Genomic DNA, 19,874 nt, shown 5'->3' on the forward strand with positions numbered 1-19,874 from the left:
GGAGGCTAGAGGAGCACTTATGCAAACCAGCAGTAAGGGACTGGGTCAGCACCTGGTCTGGCTGGCGGTTGCGGTACTGGGCGCGTTCGCGCTGGGCACCGTGGCGCTGGCCAGAGGGGAGACCATCAATGCGCTATGGGTGGTGATCGCCGCCGTATGCGTGTATTTGATCGCATACCGTTATTACAGCCGCTTCATCGCCAAGAACGTGTTCCAGCTGGATCCGACGCGCATGACGCCGGCCTGGAAGCACAACGACGGCCTGGACTACGTGCCCACCAACAAGCACGTGCTGTTCGGCCACCACTTCGCCGCCATCGCTGGCGCTGGCCCGCTGGTGGGCCCGGTGCTGGCCGCGCAGATGGGCTATCTGCCGGGCATGCTGTGGATCCTGGCCGGCGTGGTGTTCGCCGGCGCCGTGCAGGACTTCACGATCCTCTTCATCTCGACCCGCCGCGACGGCCGTTCGCTGGGGGACCTGGTCAAGTCCGAGCTGGGCAAGATCCCGGGCGTGATCGCGCTGTTCGGCGCCTTCATGATCATGGTCATCATCCTGGCCGTGCTGGCGCTGATCGTGGTCAAGGCGCTGACGCATTCGCCCTGGGGCACCTTCACGGTGGCCGCGACCATTCCCATCGCGCTGTTCATGGGCGTGTACCTGCGCTACATCCGCCCGGGCAAGATCGGCGAAGTGTCCATCATCGGCTTCGTCGGCCTGATGGCCGCCATCACCTTCGGCCAGGACGTGGCCGCGCACCCGGTGATCGGCCCCATGTTCGACTTCGACGGCAAGGGCCTGACCTGGATCCTGATCATCTACGGCTTCATCGCTTCGGTGCTGCCGGTGTGGCTGCTGCTGGCCCCGCGCGACTACCTGTCGACCTTCCTGAAGATCGGCACCATCGTCGGCCTGGCCATCGGCATCGTCGTGGTCGCGCCCGAGCTGAAGATGCCCGCGCTGACCCAGTTCGTCGACGGCACCGGTCCGGTGTGGTCGGGCAACCTGTTCCCGTTCCTCTTCATCACCATCGCCTGCGGCGCGGTGTCGGGCTTCCACGCCCTGATCTCCTCGGGCACCACGCCCAAGCTGATCGAGAACGAAACCCAGGCCCGCTACATCGGTTACGGCGGCATGCTGATGGAATCCTTCGTGGCCATCATGGCGCTGGTGGCGGCTTGCGTGATCGAGCCGGGCATCTACTACGCCATGAACAGCCCGGCGGCCGTGATCGGCACCACGCCCGACCAGGTGGCCCAGGTGGTCTCCAGCTGGGGCTTCGTGGTGACGCCCGCGGACCTGATCCAGACCGCCAAGGACGTGGGCGAAAGCACCATCATCTCGCGCGCCGGCGGCGCTCCGACGCTGGCCGTGGGCATGGCGCACATCCTGCACCAGGCCATCGGCGGCCCGGGCATGATGGCCTTCTGGTACCACTTCGCCATCCTGTTCGAAGCGCTCTTCATCCTGACCGCTGTCGACGCCGGCACCCGTGCGGGCCGTTTCATGCTGCAAGACCTGCTGGGCACCTTCGCCCCGTCGCTCAAGCGCACTGACTCGCTGCCTGCCAACCTGATTGCCACCGGCCTGTGCGTGGCGGCCTGGGGCTACTTCCTGTATCAGGGCGTGGTCGATCCGCTGGGCGGCATCAACACGCTGTGGCCGCTGTTCGGCATCGCCAACCAGATGCTGGCCGCGATTGCGCTGACGCTGGGCACCGTGGTGCTGTTCAAGATGAAGCGTGACCGCTACGCCTGGGTCACGGTGCTGCCGACCCTGTGGCTGCTGGCATGCACGCTGACCGCCGGCTGGCAGAAGCTGTTCCACTCCGACCCGCGCGTGAGCTTCCTGGCCCATGCCGACAAGTACAACGCGGCCATCGCCGAAGGCAAGGTCCTGGCTCCGGCCAAGTCCCTGGGCGAAATGTCGCGCGTGGTCTTCAACGACTACATCAACGCCGGCCTGTGCGCGATCTTCATCTTCGTGGTGGTGAGCATCGTGGTGTTCGGCCTGCGTTCGGTGCAGCGCGCGCGTAACGAGAACAAGCCCACCGCCCGCGAAATGCCGTACGAAACGCTGCCGGCCGCCGCCGGCGCGGACTGAGCGCAACAGGGAGACGACGCATGCTGTTCACCAACATGAGTTCCGCGGCCGGCGCCGCCGGCCGCTACCTGGGGCAGACGCTCCGGCTGATGGTCGGCGTGCCGGACTACGAGACGTATGTGGCGCACATGCGGCGCACGCACCCTGACCAGGAGCCGATGACTTACGAAGCATTCTTCCGCGAGCGCCAGGACGCGCGTTATGGCGGGAAGAAGCGGATCGGTTGCTGCTGACAGGAAAGGCCTCGCTTGCGAGGCCTTTTTTTCGTTGGGCGCAGGCGGCGACGGGTTATACCGACTTTCTGCGTACCCTTTCAGCGTAGACCGCCAAAGGCACCGCCCCGATCGCGCACAGCGACATCACCAGAAATCCCCCCGGCGCATAGCTGCGGTACAACGCGCCGCCCAACTGGATGCTGGCGAACATGAAGATCCCTCCCGACAGCAGCGCGTAGAGCGCGATGGCCGACGTCTTGATGGCGGCGGGCACGTGGCGCGTGATGTACCACATGATCGCTGCGTTATTGCCCGCCAGCGTGAAGCACTGCAGCAGTTGCAGGCCCGCGATCAGCGCCGGATCGGTGGTGGCGGACAGACCGGCCCAGCGGATCGCGGTCATGACGGCGGACGCCAGGATCAGCCATTGCGCGCCCGTGCGGGCCAGGATGCGGGGAGCAAGGAAGAAGAACAGGACCTCGCTGGCAACGCCTACCACCCACAGCATGGAAATCAACGCGGTCGACAGGCCGCTGGCGGTCCAGTACAGCGTGGAATAGGAATAGAGGAAGCCGTTGCTGGCCTGGACCAGCGAGGCCGCAGCGATGCACATCAGCAGCGGGCGGTCGCGCAGGACTTCGAGCATGGGCAGGCGGACCGCCGGCGCGGGCGCTTCGCCCGCAGCGGGGCGCGCCGCCCGAGGCAGCAGCCGCACGCAGGCCAGGCAGGCGATGATGAGGACGATGGACAGCCACATCACCCAGTCGGCGTCGAACGTCTTGATCAGGTAGCCGCCCGCCAGGGTGACCACGGCAAAACCCAGCGAGCCGCAGGCGCGCATGACGGTGTAGGAACTCCCCTGGCCCCGACCGCTGGCGATGGCCATGCGGTCCATCAGCGGCAGCACCGCCGGGAACACGGCATTGAGCAGCAGCGTGATGGCCAACAGCAAGCCGGGCGCGCTGCTGAACGGATAGCAGACGAACAGCGCCAGCGATGCCGCCAGCGCCGCCGCAATCAGCGCATGGGCGCGGCCGGTCTGGTCGGCGACGTGGGCGACCACGGGCGTGGACAGGATCTTGGGCAGGAAGGACGTGGCGACGATCAGGCCGATGACGGCGGGATCCAGTCCGCGGCTGGCGAACCACAGGGGCAGAAAGGGGATGCTGACTCCCTGCAGGCCGTAATACAGGAAGTAAAACCCGTGCAGGGCGATGGCGCCTTGCCTGGGGTCGGGGTTGCCGCGCATAGCGATGGAGGGATCCGGCTGAATTGACGCGCCGTAGCATACTCCTAGCCGGACCGGATTTCAGAAGGGAGGGCGCCTTGATCCCGGACATTGGCAAAAGAACGCGTGCGGATTTACGCTAGCGAAGTCGCGGCGCAAGCAAGCCTCGCGCCGCGCGTGTGTTTTCACCATCATTCCTAGGAGTTGCGACCCATGGCCAAGAAACTGGATGAGAAGACCACCAAAGCCCTGAAAGAGCGGCGCAAGCGCCCGCTGGCGACGCCGACCGACCTGGCGTCGGCGGCCACCAGGGATATTTCCGCCGCGCTGAACCAGATACTCGCCGACGTGTTCGCGCTGTATCTCAAGACCAAGAACTTTCATTGGCACGTCAGCGGCCCCCATTTCCGCGACTACCACCTGCTGCTGGACGAGCAGGGCGACCAGCTGTTCGCCATGACGGATCCCATCGCCGAACGCATCCGCAAGATCGGCGGCACGACGCTGCGTTCCATCGGCCACATCGCGCGTTCGCAGCGCATCTCGGATAACGACGCGGACTACGTGCAGCCGCTGGATATGCTGGCCGAGCTGCGCGAGGACAACAAGGTCCTGGCCGCGGCGCTGCGCGAAGCGCACAACATCACCGACGAGCACCGCGACATCGCCAGCTCCAGCCTGATCGAGAACTGGATCGACGAGACCGAACGGCGCACCTGGTTCCTTTTCGAAGCCAGCCGGGAAGGGGATTCGACCGGCCATTGAGGCCGCAGGCGAGCCCCGCGCGCCCTGTCCACCGGGCCGCGCGGCTGGCTTGCCCGCCTTAGAACGACGCGGTGACCGTCGCGTAGTAGGCGCGGCCCGGTTCGTTATAGGTGGCGGCGCCCGCTTCGCCCGCGTTGCCTTCGCGGTAGAGCTTCTTGTCCAGCAGGTTGCTGACGCCGACGCGCAAGCGCAGGTTCTTGTTGAGCTCGTAGCCCGTGCTCAACCCGACCAGGGCGTAGGGGCTGACGCTTTGCAACCCCTGGCCCGTGATGGTTTCGCCGCGGCGCGGGTTCAACGTCGGGGCTTCCTGCTTGCCGTAGTAGGTCAGGTTGGCCTGGAACGACAGCTTTTCCGTGGCGAACCAATCCAGCGTGGAATTGATCGTGTACTTCGGGATGATGCTCAGCGGCTGGCCATTGTCCTTGCTTTCGCTCTGGATCATGTAGGTGAAGTTGGTGTTCCAGTCCAGGCTGGGCGCCAGCGGAATGAAGAGATTGCCTTCCAGCCCCTCGACCACGGCCTTGCCCGAGTTGCTCCATTGCAGCACGCGCGCGCCGTTGGCCAGGCGATAGGCGATGTCCGTGCCGGCCACGATCTTGTTCTTGTAGTCGTTGCGGAAGTAGGCCGCGCTCATGCGCCAGCTGCCGGGGTCGTACTCGAAGCCGATTTCCTTGTTGACGCTGGTTTCGGGCGACAGGTTTTCATTGCCCACCAGGTAGCAGCCGTTCTGATTGGCCTGCGAGGCCAGGCAGCCGAAGCCGCGGCTGTACATCAGGTAGTTCGGATTCGACTGGTACAGGTTCGGCGCCTTGTACGCCCGCGCGATGCCGCCCTTGAGCCTGAAGGCCTCTGTGACCTTGTAGGCGGCATTCAGGCTGGGGCTCCAGTTGTTGCCGAACTTCTCGTTGTGGTCCAGGCGTACGCCCGGCGTCAGGGTGGTGCGTTCCCCGGCCTCGATATTGTCCTCGACGAACAGCGCGTAGCTGTTCTGCGTGGTCTTGGGATCGCGGTTGCCAGGTGCCACGCCGCCGATGACGCCGCCCGTGTAGGTCTGGCGCAGGCTGGCGGGATCGTCCAGGGATTCGCGCAGCCATTCCACGCCTACCGTCGCGACCTGCTCGAAGCCGAGCTTGAACGGGACGTTGACCTCGCCCGCCGCGCGCAGGTTCTTCAAGCGCGAGGTGGACCAGCCCAGGTCCATCGGGCTGCCTTCGCCGCTGCCGGCCAGGCCTTCGTTCTGGCGCGCGTTGCGGGTGTAGTCATAGCCCATCGAGGCGCGCGAGGTACCCCAGTCCCAGGTGCCGCGATGCGTCAGGCTCAGGCTCTCGCGGTAGAGCACGTTGGTTTCTTTGCCGTACAGGCTGTCGGTGAACTTGGTGGTGGAGTTCAGCATCGTGTCGCCGGCATAGAGGTTGCCCTGGCGGCTGAAGGCGGCTTCCAGGTCCAGCGTGTTGCGGTTGTCGGGACGCCAGGAGAAGACCGTATTCAGGTCCTGGTTGATCACGCCTTCGCGGCCGGCCGATTCCGCCTGGCCGTCGCCGTTGAGCAGCGAGCGGCCGGCGTTGATGTTGCGGGCGTCGGGGTTGGTCTTGTTGTAGTTGCCATAGAGCCGGAAGCTGAGGGTGTCGCTGATGGGGCCGCTCAGGCGAATGCCGACCCGGTTGGTATTGCCTTCGTCGCTGTTCTCGGGCTGGTTCAGATAGTAGGTCAGCGAACCGCTGAGCTTGTCCGTGGGCCGCTTGGTGATGATGTTCACCACCCCGCCCATCGCGCCCGAGCCATAGCGCGCGGCGGCGGGGCCGCGCAATACTTCGATGCGCTCGACTTCCTCGGCGGGCACCCAGTTGGTGTCGCCGCGGGTGTCGCGGTCTCCGCTCCAGCCATAGCGGATGGCGTTGCGGGAGGTGGCGGGCTTGCCGTCGATCAAGATCAAGGTGTTTTCCGGCCCCATGCCGCGGATGTCGACCTGCCGGCTATTGCCGCGTGAGCCGCTGGCGCTGTTGCCGGTCAGGTTGACCCCAGGTTCGCGCCGGATGATGTCGGACAGGTCGTTGGTGGGAGGACGGCGGGCGATTTCCTCGGCCGTGATCACCGAGACGCCCAGCGCTTCCTTCACTTCCTCTTCGGCGGTGCCGAGCACCTGCACGGTGGGGAACTGCTGGATGTGATCATCCTGCGTCGAGGTCGTCTGCGCGGTGGCGCCGGCGGTATGAAGCGCGCAGAACAGCGCCGCTGCGGCGTAGTTCAGGCGTTGGTTGGACAGGGACAGCACGAAGTTCTACTCCACAGGCAACGCAGCATGCGGACCGGGCGGGCAGGGTGGGGTTTTCACAACGCCCGCCGCAGATGCTCAACCCAAAGCCGGATGTGCATGATTTAATTGAGAACGATTTCTATTTGAAGCGTTCAGAATTATGTCAGCAGGAGTGCACGCCGGGTTTTGCGCCGGCACCACAATGCTTTGCGGCATCGCCAATCCTCCGGAATCCGGCATGGACGAGCTTCGGCGCGTAGCCGTTGCGGAATCAGCACATCGGGTCGTCCATTACGGGATGGCGCCTGTGGTCCCTGCGCGCGCGCAGACCGTCATGGAAGGCTGGTCTGACCTGGCCGAACTGGACCCGGGCATGGTGTTGTGGCGGCTGGACGCGCGCGATCTGCAAGGCGCGCGCATGCGGGCGGCGGTGCGGCCAGGCCTGCACCTGGCCCTGGTGGTCGGCGGCCGCGTGAACGTGACGCTGGGGGAACACAGGCTCACCCTGGGACCCGGCGCCGATGGTAGCGTGCAAGGGGTGATGCTTTCCGCGCTGCGGCCGGACGCCTTCCTGCGCGAGTCATGCCGTGGCCATATCGAGCGCACGGTGATGCTGACCTTGCAGCCGCAATGGCTGGATCGGCATCTTCCCGGCGAAGAGGGACTGGCGCTGCGCGCGTTCGCGCAGCGCCATCTGGCGTTGCAGACCTGGAAGGCATCGGACCAGGCCGTGGCCGCCGCGCAGCAGATGTTGCGTCCGCCCGTGCTGCCGCCGCCTTTGTGGCGCCTGTACCAGAAGTCGCGCGCGCTCGACATCGTGGTCGAGGCGCTGGCGCATGCGCACGGCACGGCCGCCGAGGAGGCCGCGCCGCTCAGCCCGCGCGACCGCCGCCGCATGGCCGCGTTGCGGGAATGGATAGATCAGGGCGGCGCCGATGCCTTGCCGCTGGCGGAAATTGCCGCGCGGGCGTGCGTCAGCGTGAACACGCTGCAGCGGCACTTTCGCGCCATGTGGGGCACCACGGTGGCGCAATACCTGCGCGAGGGCAGGCTGTCGCGCGCGCGGTTGGCGCTGGAGCGCGATGGCATCAGCGTCGCGCAAGCGGCTTGCATCGCCGGCTACGGCAGCGCAGCCAACTTCGCCACCGCATTCCGGCGCCGCTTCGGCGTGCCGCCGGGGCAGGTCCGCGCGCGGCGCTAAGGCGCGGCCGAGGCCGGGGTTTCAGGTCAGCCGTGCTTGCCGAAGCCGCCGCTGGCCCACTCCGAGGCGCGCTGCACGCTCAGCTTGTACGTAGGCGCGACATGGGTCTGGGCCAATTGTTCGCCGGATTCGTCGTAGGCGCTCAACACGGCATACGGCTCGTCTTCGTCGGGAACGATATCCAGCTTGACGGTCAGGCGGCCGGCGGCGGCGTCGATCTTCACGCTTTTGTGTAGCGTCGCGTGCAGTTGCTGCTCGTGGCGGCGCAGGACTTCCCGGGCGGTCTTGACCAGGGTGATGAAGGCCGGGGAGTCGAGCGGCTTGGGGTTTTTCTTGTCGCGGCCCATGGTCCATGGACCGACCAGGGCCGGCTCGGCCTCGCCGTCCATGGTCATTTCCACGGCCCAGCCGTCGTCTTCCTCGTTCTTGATGATCCTGGCGGTCCAGCCATCGTCGCGCCACAGCGTGGGCAGCTGTTCTTTGCGGTCTTCGGGGGTTTCCGTTTCCGGTATGTGGGTATCGTTCACTGCTGTACTTCTCCTGGACTCGTTTGCCGGCAGGCCCGCGATTGGCGGGCATCGCAGCTTCCGGCTGTTGCCGGAAACCGTTGCCGCAGCGCGAACGCCATCGCGATGGCGGCAATTCCGCCTGCCGACAATTGGGTGCCGGCAACGCCGGTCTTGGCCAGCATGATACCGCCCAGCGTCGCGCCGCGGCCGATGGCGCAGGATGCAGCATTGCTTTTCCGTTTTCGTCATTCACGCAAAGCGCCGGAACCTGGACACGCCCGCATCGGGCAAGCCGATACCCCGATCGGACATTCCTGCTGGCGCCCGGCACTTCGTAGCGCCACCATCGCCTGCTCCAAACACGTGTTTCAAGGAAATGAGCATGGACAATGGTCTTGCAGGACAACGGGTGGTGGTGGTCGGCGGTAGCTCGGGCATGGGGTTGGCCGTCAGCGAGCGATTGCTGGGCATGCACTGCGAGGTACTGATCGTGGGCAGGTCCCGCGACAAGCTCGACGCGGCGCGCGAGCAGTTGCGCGCGTTTGGCGCGCCTCGCCTGCACCAGGCGGATGTGACGAGTGAAGCGCAAGTGCAGCGGCTGTTTGAAGAATCAGGCCCGGTGGATCATCTGGTCTGCACGGCTGCCGACATACGCGGCGCCTACGAGCTACTGCCGCAACTCTCGCTGGACGCGCTGGACCAAGCCATCCGCTCCAAGGTCGTCGCGCCCATCCTGCTGGCCAAACATGGCGCCCCGCGCATGCCGGCGCACGGTTCCATCACCCTGACGTCGGGCATTGCCGCCTACCGGCCCCGGCCGAAGGGCATCGCCGTGGCGGCGATCAATGCCGCGTTGGAGGGTGTCGTGCGCGCCATGGCGGTCGAGCTTGCGCCGCTGCGGATCAATGCCGTATCGCCGGGCTGGGTGGATACGCCCATCTGGAATGACGTAGCCGGCGCCGACAGCGGACCGCTTTTGGCATCGATGGCCGAGCGGCTACCGGTGGGCCGGGTCGGCGCCGGCAGCGATATCGCCGATGCCATCGGCTTCCTGATCGGCAATGGCTACACCACCGGCACCGTGCTTCATGTCGATGGCGGCCATCGGCTGGTCTGAGCCAGTCACCGCGAGGCGGATCATCTCGATGAAGGCGGCCACCTGGCGCGTAGGCGTCCGGTGCAAGGTGAGCAGGCAGATGGGAAGACCTGCTCCCGCGGTCGACAACGGCCGCCACCGGACGCAAGCGGTTGTCGCTGCGGGATCCATGGCCATCCGCGGCAGGATCGATACCCCAAGGCCCGCGGACACCATCTGTATCAGGGCCGGTACGCTGTCGGCGACACCGCGGATACGCGGCTGCACCGGGGCTTCCTGCAACACGGCCTCCAGGTATTCCCGGTATCGGCAGCCGTCCATCGTGACGACCAGCGGGAATGCGGCAAGCGCGTCGGCCTTGATGTCTACAGCCTCGGATAGCGGATGCCCAGGGGGCATTACGACCACCGGCATGTCCCGCGCAATGGCTTGCGCCCGGAGCTTGGCGTCGCTTGCCGGCCATCCGTGCACCAGACCGAGGTCGGCCGTCCCATCGAGCACCGCCTGAGCCGTCGCCAGGGAGTTTCTTTCTTGAACTGCAACCTGCGTTCCGGGGTGCATGCCGGCAAAGCGCAACAGTTGCGGAACCAGCACACTGGTGCACAAGGTCTGCGGCGCGGCGACCCGGATCGTGCCTCCTGAATCGTCGACGTTGTCGCGAACTTCCCGGAAGGCGTCATCGGCCCGGGCAAGCAATTCGCGTGCTCGAATGGCCAGTCTCTCTGCGGCCGGGGTGGGTTGCAGGCGATTGTTCTGGCGGATGAAGAGCGCCTGGCCGACGCTCTCTTCCAGCGCCCGTATCTGTTCCGTAACGCTGGGTTGCGACAGATGCACCTGTTTGGCGGCTTTCGTGAAGCTCAACGTTTCCATCGCCGCGACGAAGATCTTCAGCTGTCGTAGTTGGAACATGTGGGTACGGGGTTGTGCCGGGTGGGCCTGTGTGCAGGTGGCTGTCTGCTGCCGAGTGTACTTCCGGTCCAAGACGGGCGGTTCAGGCATAGCGGGCGCCCTTGGCCAGTTCAGGCCGCGGGCAGGCATGACACCCCGAAGGCATCGAACCGCATGCGCTGGTGCTGGGCTCGGCTGGCGCAGCAAGCAACGCAAATTGATGCCGACCGTCGTGGAACGGTTGATCTGGGGCTATGGCGACGGCTCCACCATGCCCGTGTTCGATACACCCCGCGGAAAACTGGGTGCCGTGATCTGCTGGGAAAACTACATGCCGCTACTGCGCATGGCGATGTACGGGACAGGCATGAGCCGCCGTGGCCGAACTGATACGGTCGCGGATACGTAGCAGTTTCCGGTGCAGCAAGTTGCGAGAAGTTCGACGGTAAACTCCGATTGTTTGCAGGGCGTATGGCGCTCGCTCTGCCCATTTCCAACCTCTTTTTGCGTTGCCATTTTTAAGCAACCGTCAGAGGAAGGCATGGGGAAAAATCTCCGGTTCCTATTTGCGGTACCTGCTGATAGCGCTCGGCGGCGCTGAGTTCGTTTGTCGTTGCCTGGCCCGCGAGTCGTAAATGAAGCTGCTGAAGCAGCGTTTTGAGGAAATGATGAATTTTTGGGTCCCTGTAGTCTTCGGTACGTTCAAGCTTCTGGTGTTGGGCACGGGCATGTTTCTCGCCATCAAGTCCCATTACGATGGAGAAAAAAAGGAGAAAGCGGAAAAGAAGGAGATAAAGGCTCCGTAAGCGAGCCTTCGTTGCTACGCAAGGGTTTAGAGCGCGGCCGACTTTATTCAGCGCGGCCGGCTCCATTTATCGTCTTCAGTTCACCAGCACAGGCTTGTCCCGATACTGCTGCGGAAACGTCTTGGCCAGGTTTTCGACCTTGGGCACGTCGTTGACCATGATGTACATGCTGTACGGATGGCGCACGAGATAGTCCTGGTGGTAGTCCTCGGCAGGATAGAAGGCTTTCAGCGGTTCTATCGTCGTGGCAAGCGCCTTGGGGTACACACCTGTCTTATTCAGCTGCGCGATGTAGGCTTCGGCCACTTTGCGCTGGCCGTCGTCCGCAGGAAAGACCGTTGAACGGTATTGGGTACCGCTGTCCGGACCCTGGCGGTTGAGCTGGGTGGGATCGTGGGCCACCGAGAAATAGATCTGCAGCAGCTGGCCGTAGCTGACCTGGGCGGGGTCGTAGGTGATCTCGACCGCTTCGGCGTGGCCGCTGCGCCCGCCGCTGACGGTGTCGTAATTGGCGGTGGACGCCTGGCCGCCGGCGTAGCCGGAGACGGCGGAGCTGACCCCCTTGACGTGCTGGAACACGGCTTGCACGCCCCAGAAGCAGCCGCCGGCGATGACGGCTTTTTGCGGTGCGGCGGCGGCGGGCTGGTCCATGGCCGGGGGCGGAATGATGAAGGCGGTTTCCGCGGCGCTGGCCGGGGCGGCGCCCAGCAGGCCGCAGGCGGCGGCCAGCGCGGCGCAGAGTTTGCGGGGCAGGTGGGTGGCGGACATGGTGTCTCCTGATGGATGGGGCGGCCGGGATTTAGGCCTGCGGGGTGAACGCCAGGGCCACGCCATTCATGCAGTAGCGTAGACCTGTCGGGCGCGGGCCGTCGTCGAAGACGTGGCCCAGATGGCCGCCGCAATTGGCGCAATGCACGGCGACGCGCGTCATGCCGAAGCTGCGGTCCTTGGTTTCGCCCACGGCGCCGTCCAGCGGCTGCCAGAAGCTGGGCCAGCCGGTGCCGCTGTCGAACTTGGTGGAAGAAGAGAACAGCGGATGGGCGCAGCCGGCGCAGGCGTAGGCGCCCTTGCGATACTCCTTGTCCAGCGGGCTGGAGTAGGGACGCTCGGTGCCTTCGCGGCGCAGCACTTCGTATTGTTCGCGCGTGAGCCGTTCGCGCCATTGCGCGTCGCTTAGCGTGTAGGGGAAGGCCTGGGCGGCGGCGGCCGGGCCGCCGCGCGCCGCCAGGACCGGGGCCAGGCCGGCGGCGATGGCCGCCGCGCTGCCCAGGCCCAGGAAATGCCTGCGGTCTAGTTTCATGACATGCTCCGGATCAGGGGCGGGCCGGGTGGGCGCTATTGCTTCATGCCATCCTTGGACATGCCGCCTTTCGACATGCCGTCCTTGGACATCGAATCCTTGGACATGCCATCCTTTGACATGCCATCCTTGGACATCGAGTCCTTCGACATGCTGTTCTTGGACATCGAATCCTTCGACATGCCTTCCTTCGACATGCCGTCCTTGGACATGGAATCCTTGGACATCCCGCTCTTGGCCATTCCGTCCTTGGCCATCGAGCCGCCGCCCATGGCGTCCTTGCTCATGCTGTCGGCGGCATGGACTGCCGCGGCGCCGAAAGCCAGGCACAGGGACAGCGCGGCGGTGGTAGCGATTTTCTTCATGATGCGTTCCTTTATGGAGAGTGAAAGCGTGAAAGATTCCACCTAGCTGCCGCCGAACCAGTTGTAGCCCTGGTCCTCCCAGTAACCGCCCGGGTAGGTGTTGGTGACGAAAATTGCCTGTATGTGCTTGGGGTTCTTGTAGCCAAGCTTGGTAGGCATGCGCAGCTTCATGGGGAAGCCGTACTCTGGGGGCAGCGTCTGGCCGTCATAGGTCAGCGCCAGGATGGTCTGGGGGTGCAATGCGGTGGGCATGTCGATGCTGGTGTAGTAGTCGTCGGCGCACTTGAAGCCCACGTACCTGGCGCTCAGGTCCGCGCCCACGCGCTTGAGGAAGGCGGAGAACGGCACGCCGCCCCATTTGCCGATGGCGCTCCAGCCTTCGACGCAGATGTGCCGCGTCACCTGGTCGATCTGCGCCATGGCGCGCAGTTCCTCCAGCCGCCAGCGGCGCTTGTCTGCGACCAGTCCGCTGACTTCCAGGCGGAACGATTCCTCGTCCACATGCCGCACCTCGTCAATGCCGTAGTAGGCATTGAAGGGGAAGGGCCGCGTGATCATCGATTCGGGATAGGTCGGCGCCAACTGGTCGGGGTCGAAGATCCAGCCCTGCACCCGGTCGTTGAAGCGCGAAACCGCGGTCAGCGCTTTCTCTACGCTTTCGTCGTCCGACAGCGAGCAGCCCGACAGCATGGCCAGTCCGCCCAGGGTCAGGCTGCTGCGCAGGAAGGCGCGGCGCGAGGGCTGTTCGACCCGCTTTTCCAGGATCCTGCCGGCTTCCTTGAGGATGGCCGGGCCGTCCAGGCCGGGCAGGGAGGGGCGCTTGTGCTTGTTCACGGATGGCTCCTTATTTGCCGCGGATCATGGCGATCAGGCTGCGCGGCACCAATGCAACCATCACCAGGTGGACCGCCACGAACGCCGTCAGCAAGGCCATGGCAATGAAGTGCACGCGGCGCGCGGTCTCGTAACCGCCCATCAGTTCGCGCAGCAGTTCGAACTGCACCGACTTCCACAGCACCAGTCCGGAAAGCACCAGCACCGCGATGTCGAGCATCACGAACAGATAAGCCAGCCGCTGCACCTGGTTGTAGCGGCGCGGATCGGCGTGGGCGAGCTTGCCGCGCAGCGCCGCGCCCAGGTCGGCGGCAATGCCGCGGATGCTCAAGGGGAAGAACTTGCGCCAGAGGCGGCCGGTGACCAGATTCATGGCCAGGTACAGGATGCCGTTGAAGAACAGCAGCCACATGCCGGCGAAATGCCATTGCAGGGCGCCGCCCAGCCAGCCGCCCAGCGTGATCTCCCGTGGAAACACGAAGTCGAACAAGGGCGAGGCGTTGTAGATGCGCCAGCCGCTCATTACCATGACCACCACGGCCAGGGCGTTGAGCCAGTGCATGGCGCGCAGCCAGCCGGGATGGATGGGTACATTGGCCGGCGGGGCCGGAACGTCGTGGCTTGCGGGAGGGGCCAGCATGGCGGGACTCCGGGGGGGGCTTGTTGTCGTTGGAGCCATTCTTCCCCGGGGCCGATACCGAAGTCCTCACGCAAACTTAAATTAATTGTGATAACTCGGCGGCGCGGATTGGCGACAATAGGCGCATAACCCCTTTAGAGTTTGCTGCCCATGGACACGCCCCGACGCGTACTCATCGTCGAAGACGACGCCCACATCGCCGAACTGCTGCGCCTGCATCTGCGGGACGAAGGCTACGCGGTCGAGCATGCCGCCGACGGCAACGAAGGCATGCGCAGGCTGGAGGAAGGCGGCTGGGACGCCCTGGTGCTGGACCTGATGTTGCCCGGCATCGATGGCCTTGAAATCTGCAAGCGCGCCCGCGCCATGGCGCGCTATACGCCCATCATCATCACCAGCGCGCGCTCCAGCGAAGTGCACCGTATCCTGGGCCTGGAACTGGGCGCGGACGACTACCTGGCCAAGCCGTTCTCGATGCTGGAACTGGTGGCGCGGGTGCGGGCGCTCCTGCGCCGCAGCGACGCGCTTGAGCGCAACGCGCGCATCGACGCCGGCAGCCTGGCCCTGCACGGCGTGGCCATCGACCCGGTGGCGCGCACGGCCGAGGTCGACGGCCGCCGGCTGGACCTGACCCCGCGCGAGTTCGATCTGCTGCATTTCTTCGCGCGGCACCCGGACAAGGTTTTTTCGCGCATGGATCTGCTGAACCAGGTATGGGGCTATCAGCACGAAGGCTATGAACACACGGTCAATACCCACATCAATCGGCTGCGGGTGAAGATCGAAGCGGACCCGTCGGATCCGCAGCGCATTCTGACGGTCTGGGGCAAGGGCTATAAATTCGCCGCGGGGCCGGGCGGCGCGGGAGGCGCATCATGAAGCGGTTCACGCTTACCCAACGGCTGTCCGCCGTGTTTGCGTTGCTGTTGCTCGCCAGCTGCGGCGCCTCGGCCTGGCTGCAGATCGCGGCCAATTCCCGCTACGAGCAGGAGGTGGTCCAGCGCCTGTCCAGCGGACTGGCGCAGCATATCGCCGGCGCCAACGAATTGATGGACACCAACGGCTGGAAGCCCGCTGCGGTGCGCTCGCTGTTCGACATGCTGATGGCGGTGAATCCGGCGGTCGAGGTCTACTTGCTGTCCAACGACGGCCACATCGTGGGCGATGCCGCGCCCGCCGGCCAGATCAAGCGCGAGCGTGTCGACCTGGGGCCGGTCAAGCGCCTGTTGGCCGGCGAGATGCTGCCCATCACCGGCGACGACCCGCGCAGCCTGGACGCGCAGAAAGTCTTCAGCGCCGCGCCGGTGCGCGTGGGCGGGCAGGACAAGGGCTACGTCTACGTGGTGTTGCAGGGGCAGGCGCACGACGCGCTGGCGATGGCCGTGTCGCGCAGCTCCGTGCTGCGCACGACCTTGTGGTCGATCGCGCTGGTCGCGCTGCTGGGCCTGGTGGCTGGCCTGGCGGCGTTCGCCTTGATCACGCGGCCGCTGCGCGGGCTGACGCGCGCGGTGCGCGCCTTCGACGGCGACGACGGGCAGGCCCTGGCCGCGCTGGAGCGTCCGGGCGACGCCTCGGAGCGCAATGGCGACGAGATCGCGGTGCTGCGGCGCAGCTTCGTGCAGATGGGCAAGCGCATATCCGACCAATGGCGCGAACTGACCCGGCAGGACCAGCAGCGGCGCGACCTGGTCGCCAACATCTCGCACGATCTGCGCACGCCGCTGACCTCGCTGCACGGCTATCTGGAAACCCTGAGGTTGAAGGACCAGACGCTGGACCCGGACGAGCGCCGCCGCTACCTGGACATTGCGCTGGCCCAGAGCCGCAAGGTCGGCCGCCTGGCGCAGGAACTCTTCGAACTGGCGCGGCTGGAGTCCGGGCTGGTGCGGCTGGAGCCCGAGACCTTTTCGTTGCCGGAATTGGTGCAGGACGTGATCCAGAAGTTCGAGCTGGCGGCCGAGGCGCGCCAGCAACGCCTGACCACCGACATCCCGCGCGAACTGCCGCCGGTGCGCGCGGACCTTGGGCTGATCGAACGCGTGCTGACCAACCTGCTGGACAACGCCATCCGCCACAGCCCGCCCGGCGGCCTGATCGAACTGCGGCTGGGCAGCGCGCATGACCTGGTGCAGGTGCAGGTCAGCGACACGGGCGAGGGCATTCCGCAGGCGCTGCGCGCGGGACTTTTCACGCGGGCCAGCGCCTTGAATCGAGGCCCTGGCGACGGCGGCGGGCTGGGGCTGGTGATCGTGCAGCGCATCCTGCAGCTGCACCACAGCGAGATCAGGCTTGTGGACCGCGCCGGATCGGGCGCGGTGTTCCAGTTCGACCTGGCCGCGGCGCGCTAGCGGGCTTCTACGAGTCGGATGCGCCCAGGCTGGAAGCGGCTGCCAGCCGCCGCACCGTGCCGCGCGACGCGTCCACTTCCAGGACGTCGCCTGTGGCGACCTGCCGCATGATGCCTTGCACATTGACGATAGCCGGTATGCCGAACTCGCGCGCCACGATGGCGCCGTGCGACAGGTAGCCACCCGCCTCCATGACCAGGGCCCCGGCCCGCAGGAACAGCGGCGTCCAGGCCGGGTCGGTGGACGCGGCGACCAGGATGCCGCCGGCCGGCATGGCCAGTCCTTCGGAGGGCGAGCGGGCGACGAAAGCGCCGGCCCGCGCACGGCCGCCCGCGGCAGGCGTGCCGCGCCAGGATCCGGCGGCGCCGGCATCGGCAGGCGCGGGGGGCGGCATGTCCGTGGCGGCGCCTGCGGCATCTTCGGCGATGACGTCCTGATCGGGGGCCGCGGCCCAGGACTCCAATTGAGCGCGGCGCAGGGCGGCGCGGCGGCCCGCGGCGGCGGGCGTCAGCCTGGCGTCGGCCAGGGCGAAGAGTTCGGCCGCATTCAGGTGGAAGATGTCGTCCGCGGCGGCCAGGCCGTCGGCGTGGACGTAGCGGCGCCCCAGCGCCAAGGCGTTCTGGCGCGCGGCGGCAAGATAGGCCACCAGTACGCTGCGCGCGGCCTCGCGCTGCCTGCCCTCGATGCGGGCAGCGGCCAGCAGACGGGCGATCAGCGGGCGCTGCCAGAAAGGTAGCGCCGCGCGCAGGCGCAACCGGGCCTGGCTTGCGGCGCTGTCCTGCCGGGCGCGCAACGCGGCAGGGTCGGCGTCGGTCAACTGCAGCACGCTGTCCAGCAGATAGCCGGGGTCCTCGCGCCAGCGCGGGTTGCGCAGATAGGTTTCATAAACGGCGCGATGGCCGTATTGGCGCAGGAAGTCCGCGAAGGCTTGCTTGAAGGGAGCTCCATCCGGCAAGGCGCGCTGCCAGCCGGCGCTGTCGCGCTGGGGATCGCGCAGCCACTCCATCACGCTTGCGTCGCCGGCGGCCAGCTTGGCCAACGCCATGAGGGCATAGCTTTGCGCCGCGGTCACGCTGGGTTCGCCGCCAGCCATCAACGCGGCCGTGAGCGCATGGCCTTCGCCCGGGCAGGCTTTCTCCACCAGTTCCAGCAGCTTGTGCAGCGCGCCGCCGCCCGAGCCCTGCAGGAAGAACAATTGATCCGCCGCCAGCACCGTGTGGAACTGTTCCCGCAGGCGCGCGCCCAGCGCGGCGTTGGACGCGGGCGCGGGCTCGTCCAGCCAGGCCTGGGCGCGGGCGAACAGGCGCGGCAGGTCCTGTTCCGCCTGCTTGCGCAAGGGGGCTGCGCGGCGCAGGTAGCGCAGGATGCGCGCGCCATGCCGCAGGCGTTGCGCCAGCGTCAGGGGCGTCACTGCGATTTCGGGCTGGGGACCGCCCAGCAGCGCGTTCATGGCTTTCGGCGGCACGCCCAGCGCGTCGTAACCCAGCCATTGGATGACCGAGGCGTCCAGATAGACCCGGCCCTGGAACAGCGCCGCCAGCCGCACGCCCGGCAGGGTGGAATAGCCGCTCAGTTCAAAGCCCGTGGTCAGCATGCGCTGCGCCATGACGCGCCCCGTATCCCATTCCAGCGCCGACATGGCCAGCGGCAGCACTTCGCGGGTGTTGCCGCGCGACCAATAGGCTGGCTGCGCGCGCAGCGCCGGATAGGTGTGGCGCGCCGCCGCGGTGATGGGACGGGCCTGCACGATCCAGAAGCGCCGCCCATCCCAGACCCATTCGATGTCGTAGCCGCCGCCGGCATAGTCCAGCGCGCGCGCCGCGTCGCGCACGATATCGCCCAGGGTTTCGGCCTGCGCGTCGCTCAGCACGGCCTGGGCAGCGCGCGCGGCCGGCGTCGGAGCAAGCAAGGTGCTGGCGCCTTCCGCGGCCTGGCTGGCGTGGCGCTTGGCGCCGATGCGCCGGCCGGCCAGCGGCCAAGCCTGGCGCAGATAGTCTTCGCGCAGGCGGTATTCGTCGCCTTGCGCCGCGCCGTCGACCAGCGACTCGCCCAAGCCCCAGTTGGCGTGGATGACCATCTCGTCATGCCGCCCCGACACGGGATCGAGGGTGAAAGCGATGCCCGAGGCGACCGCGTCGATCAGCGGCATGACGACCACGGCCATTCCGGCCGGGTTCAAGCCGAGCTTCTGCCGGTAGGCGCAGGCCTGCGGCGTCCATTGCGAATCCCAGACCTGCCGGACCGCGTCGATCGCCGCATCCGCGCCGCGCACGTTCAGGCAGGAAAGATGGATCCCCGCGAACGAGGCGCCCGCGGAATCTTCCTGTGGCGCGGACGAGCGCAAGGCCAGCGGCCGTTCGAGCCAGCCGCGCGCGGCCAGTTCATCGCGCAACGCCTGGGCGACAGCGGGCGGCAATGCCTGGCCCGGTTCGCGAGCCAGGCTCAACGCTGCCGGCAGCACGAAGCCGTCGGGCACCGGCACGCCCAGTTGCGACATGCGGCCCAGCTGCCAGCCCTTGCCGCCGGCCGCTTGCGGGCCGGCCAGGGCGGCGGCGGCCCAGTCCAGCGCGGCGGCGCTCATGCCGCCGCCTCGGGCGTCACGCCGCGCACGAAGAGGCTGATGGCGGCATCGAACTCTGCCTTCAGGCTGCTGCGGGGCTGGTCCAGCCAGCGCAGCATCGCGCCCAGGTACAGGAATTGCAGCTGATGGGCCAGTTGTCCGGCGTCCAGATCGGTCCGCGCCTGGCCTGCCGCCTGCGCCTCTTCGATCAGCGCGGTGTACAGCGCCTGCATGCCGCTGCGTGGGTAGCGGCCGTCGTCGCGCGCGCCGGGCTGCAGCGTGGATAGCCGGTAGCGCAAGTACGGCCCCAGATAGGTCCGATGCGATTCGGACCAATGTGCCGAAGCATGCAGTATCCGCGTCAGGCGCTGTGCGAGGGTGGGCAGGGCGCGCAGCGCGGGCTGCAGTTCCCGCTGGCTTGCCGCCAGTTCGCCATGGAAGCGGTGCGCAAGCAGGGCTTCCTTGACCGGAAAATGGTTGTACAGCGTGCCCTTGGAAACATCCGCCTGCGCGGCGATCTGTTCCATGGTGACCACGTCATAGCCCAGGGTCTCGAACAGGCGCCAGGCGGTTTGCGCCAGGTGGTCCAGGGTCTGCAAGCGCTTGCGTTCGCGGCGTCCGGCTTCGGGTGCGGCGGCTTCGGGTGCGGCGGATTCGGATGGAGATAGGGCGGAGGTATCCATGGGCGGAAATAATCGAACGACGAATAATATTGTACGTCGTTCAATTATTTTAGGAAGCCCCCGCGTTTGGGCCGACCTGTT

20 protein-coding genes and 1 pseudogene are annotated in these 19,874 nt (G+C 66.5%); 9 read left to right on the forward strand and 12 right to left on the reverse strand.

The genetic code is table 11. From position 1 onward, the window contains the following. Positions 1 to 19 precede the first annotated feature (19 nt). Positions 20 to 2,101, forward strand: a complete 2,082-nt coding sequence (locus tag DXK93_RS22090; RefSeq protein WP_119451112.1) for a carbon starvation CstA family protein — start codon at positions 20 to 22, stop codon at positions 2,099 to 2,101. 20 nt (positions 2,102 to 2,121) lie between these two features. Beyond that, positions 2,122 to 2,334 carry a YbdD/YjiX family protein gene (locus tag DXK93_RS22095; protein WP_013393534.1) on the forward strand — a complete coding sequence of 71 codons (213 nt, stop codon included), beginning with the start codon at positions 2,122 to 2,124 and terminating at the stop codon, positions 2,332 to 2,334. Positions 2,335 to 2,389: 55 nt separating this feature from the next. Here the strand turns inward: DXK93_RS22095 and DXK93_RS22100 are convergent, their stop codons facing one another. Further along, the gene (locus tag DXK93_RS22100) at positions 2,390 to 3,565 is read right to left on the reverse strand and encodes an MFS transporter (RefSeq protein ID WP_119451113.1); all 1,176 of its coding nucleotides are present in this window, start codon (positions 3,563 to 3,565) and stop codon (positions 2,390 to 2,392) included. A 192-nt stretch (positions 3,566 to 3,757) separates the two neighbouring features. Here DXK93_RS22100 and DXK93_RS22105 point away from each other — a divergent pair, with 192 nt between their 5' ends. After that, positions 3,758 to 4,309, forward strand: a complete 552-nt coding sequence (locus tag DXK93_RS22105) for a Dps family protein (RefSeq protein ID WP_013393536.1) — start codon at positions 3,758 to 3,760, stop codon at positions 4,307 to 4,309. Between the two features lie 58 nt (positions 4,310 to 4,367). Here DXK93_RS22105 and DXK93_RS22110 read toward each other — a convergent pair whose 3' ends face one another. Continuing rightward, on the reverse strand, positions 4,368 to 6,572 hold the full coding sequence (locus DXK93_RS22110) for a TonB-dependent siderophore receptor (protein ID WP_119451187.1): 2,205 nt from the start codon (positions 6,570 to 6,572) through the stop codon (positions 4,368 to 4,370). A 325-nt stretch (positions 6,573 to 6,897) separates the two neighbouring features. On the opposite strand from DXK93_RS22110, the gene DXK93_RS22115 reads away from it, so the two are divergent. Continuing rightward, positions 6,898 to 7,764 (forward strand): AraC family transcriptional regulator, encoded by an 867-nt coding sequence (locus tag DXK93_RS22115; RefSeq protein WP_119451188.1) that lies wholly within the window; start codon positions 6,898 to 6,900, stop codon positions 7,762 to 7,764. A 26-nt stretch (positions 7,765 to 7,790) separates the two neighbouring features. Here DXK93_RS22115 and DXK93_RS22120 read toward each other — a convergent pair whose 3' ends face one another. Further along, complete coding sequence (locus DXK93_RS22120) at positions 7,791 to 8,291, reverse strand: hypothetical protein (protein WP_054456804.1); 501 nt, start codon at positions 8,289 to 8,291, stop codon at positions 7,791 to 7,793. After that, positions 8,288 to 8,455 (reverse strand): hypothetical protein, encoded by a 168-nt coding sequence (locus DXK93_RS32015; protein WP_156337416.1) that lies wholly within the window; start codon positions 8,453 to 8,455, stop codon positions 8,288 to 8,290. Before DXK93_RS32015 ends, DXK93_RS22120 begins: the two co-directional genes overlap by 4 nt. A gap of 200 nt (positions 8,456 to 8,655) precedes the next feature. Between DXK93_RS32015 and DXK93_RS22125 the strand changes: the two genes are divergently transcribed. After that, on the forward strand, positions 8,656 to 9,390 hold the full coding sequence (locus tag DXK93_RS22125) for an SDR family oxidoreductase (protein ID WP_119451114.1): 735 nt from the start codon (positions 8,656 to 8,658) through the stop codon (positions 9,388 to 9,390). Here DXK93_RS22125 and DXK93_RS22130 read toward each other — a convergent pair. Further along, a complete protein-coding gene (locus tag DXK93_RS22130; protein ID WP_119451115.1) occupies positions 9,271 to 10,278 on the reverse strand; it encodes a LysR family transcriptional regulator in 1,008 nt (335 codons plus the stop codon). The genes DXK93_RS22125 and DXK93_RS22130 overlap by 120 nt on opposite strands. Before the next feature lie 184 nt (positions 10,279 to 10,462). Here DXK93_RS22130 and DXK93_RS22135 point away from each other — a divergent pair. Both DXK93_RS22135 and DXK93_RS32180 read left to right on the forward strand, forming a co-directional pair. Further along, positions 10,463 to 10,627, forward strand: a pseudogene (locus DXK93_RS22135) (nitrilase-related carbon-nitrogen hydrolase); the annotation flags it as partial. A 265-nt stretch (positions 10,628 to 10,892) separates the two neighbouring features. After that, positions 10,893 to 11,063 carry a hypothetical protein gene (locus DXK93_RS32180; protein ID WP_175163740.1) on the forward strand — a complete coding sequence of 57 codons (171 nt, stop codon included), beginning with the start codon at positions 10,893 to 10,895 and terminating at the stop codon, positions 11,061 to 11,063. Between the two features lie 75 nt (positions 11,064 to 11,138). Here the strand turns inward: DXK93_RS32180 and msrA are convergent, their stop codons facing one another. Genes msrA through DXK93_RS22160 form a run of 5 tightly spaced genes read right to left on the reverse strand, consistent with a single transcriptional unit; the run spans position 11,139 to position 14,202 of the window. After that, complete coding sequence (gene msrA, locus DXK93_RS22140; RefSeq protein ID WP_119451116.1) at positions 11,139 to 11,831, reverse strand: peptide-methionine (S)-S-oxide reductase MsrA; 693 nt, start codon at positions 11,829 to 11,831, stop codon at positions 11,139 to 11,141. 31 nt (positions 11,832 to 11,862) lie between these two features. Continuing rightward, positions 11,863 to 12,363, reverse strand: a complete 501-nt coding sequence (gene msrB / locus DXK93_RS22145; protein WP_119451117.1) for a peptide-methionine (R)-S-oxide reductase MsrB — start codon at positions 12,361 to 12,363, stop codon at positions 11,863 to 11,865. A 35-nt stretch (positions 12,364 to 12,398) separates the two neighbouring features. Next, a complete protein-coding gene (locus DXK93_RS22150; protein ID WP_119451118.1) occupies positions 12,399 to 12,728 on the reverse strand; it encodes a pentapeptide MXKDX repeat protein in 330 nt (109 codons plus the stop codon). A gap of 42 nt (positions 12,729 to 12,770) precedes the next feature. Beyond that, the gene (locus DXK93_RS22155) at positions 12,771 to 13,562 is read right to left on the reverse strand and encodes a molybdopterin-binding protein (RefSeq protein ID WP_119451119.1); all 792 of its coding nucleotides are present in this window, start codon (positions 13,560 to 13,562) and stop codon (positions 12,771 to 12,773) included. 10 nt (positions 13,563 to 13,572) lie between these two features. Next, complete coding sequence (locus tag DXK93_RS22160) at positions 13,573 to 14,202, reverse strand: cytochrome b/b6 domain-containing protein (protein ID WP_119451120.1); 630 nt, start codon at positions 14,200 to 14,202, stop codon at positions 13,573 to 13,575. A 150-nt stretch (positions 14,203 to 14,352) separates the two neighbouring features. Between DXK93_RS22160 and DXK93_RS22165 the strand changes: the two genes are divergently transcribed. Continuing rightward, on the forward strand, positions 14,353 to 15,081 hold the full coding sequence (locus DXK93_RS22165; protein ID WP_054456812.1) for a response regulator transcription factor: 729 nt from the start codon (positions 14,353 to 14,355) through the stop codon (positions 15,079 to 15,081). Continuing rightward, complete coding sequence (locus DXK93_RS22170) at positions 15,078 to 16,550, forward strand: HAMP domain-containing sensor histidine kinase (protein WP_119451121.1); 1,473 nt, start codon at positions 15,078 to 15,080, stop codon at positions 16,548 to 16,550. Before DXK93_RS22165 ends, DXK93_RS22170 begins: the two co-directional genes overlap by 4 nt. Positions 16,551 to 16,557: 7 nt before the next feature. Here the strand turns inward: DXK93_RS22170 and DXK93_RS22175 are convergent, their stop codons facing one another. Together DXK93_RS22175 and DXK93_RS22180 are read right to left on the reverse strand one after the other, a co-directional pair. Continuing rightward, the gene (locus DXK93_RS22175; protein WP_119451122.1) at positions 16,558 to 19,131 is read right to left on the reverse strand and encodes a PEP/pyruvate-binding domain-containing protein; all 2,574 of its coding nucleotides are present in this window, start codon (positions 19,129 to 19,131) and stop codon (positions 16,558 to 16,560) included. After that, entirely contained in the window at positions 19,128 to 19,793 is a 666-nt protein-coding gene (locus DXK93_RS22180) for a TetR/AcrR family transcriptional regulator (RefSeq protein WP_119451123.1), read from the reverse strand. The genes DXK93_RS22175 and DXK93_RS22180 overlap by 4 nt, the downstream gene beginning before the upstream one ends. Positions 19,794 to 19,874 lie beyond the last annotated feature (81 nt).

Origin of the sequence: Achromobacter sp. K91 (assembly GCF_003576205.1) — a bacterium.
GTDB lineage: Bacteria > Pseudomonadota > Gammaproteobacteria > Burkholderiales > Burkholderiaceae_B > Achromobacter > Achromobacter aegrifaciens.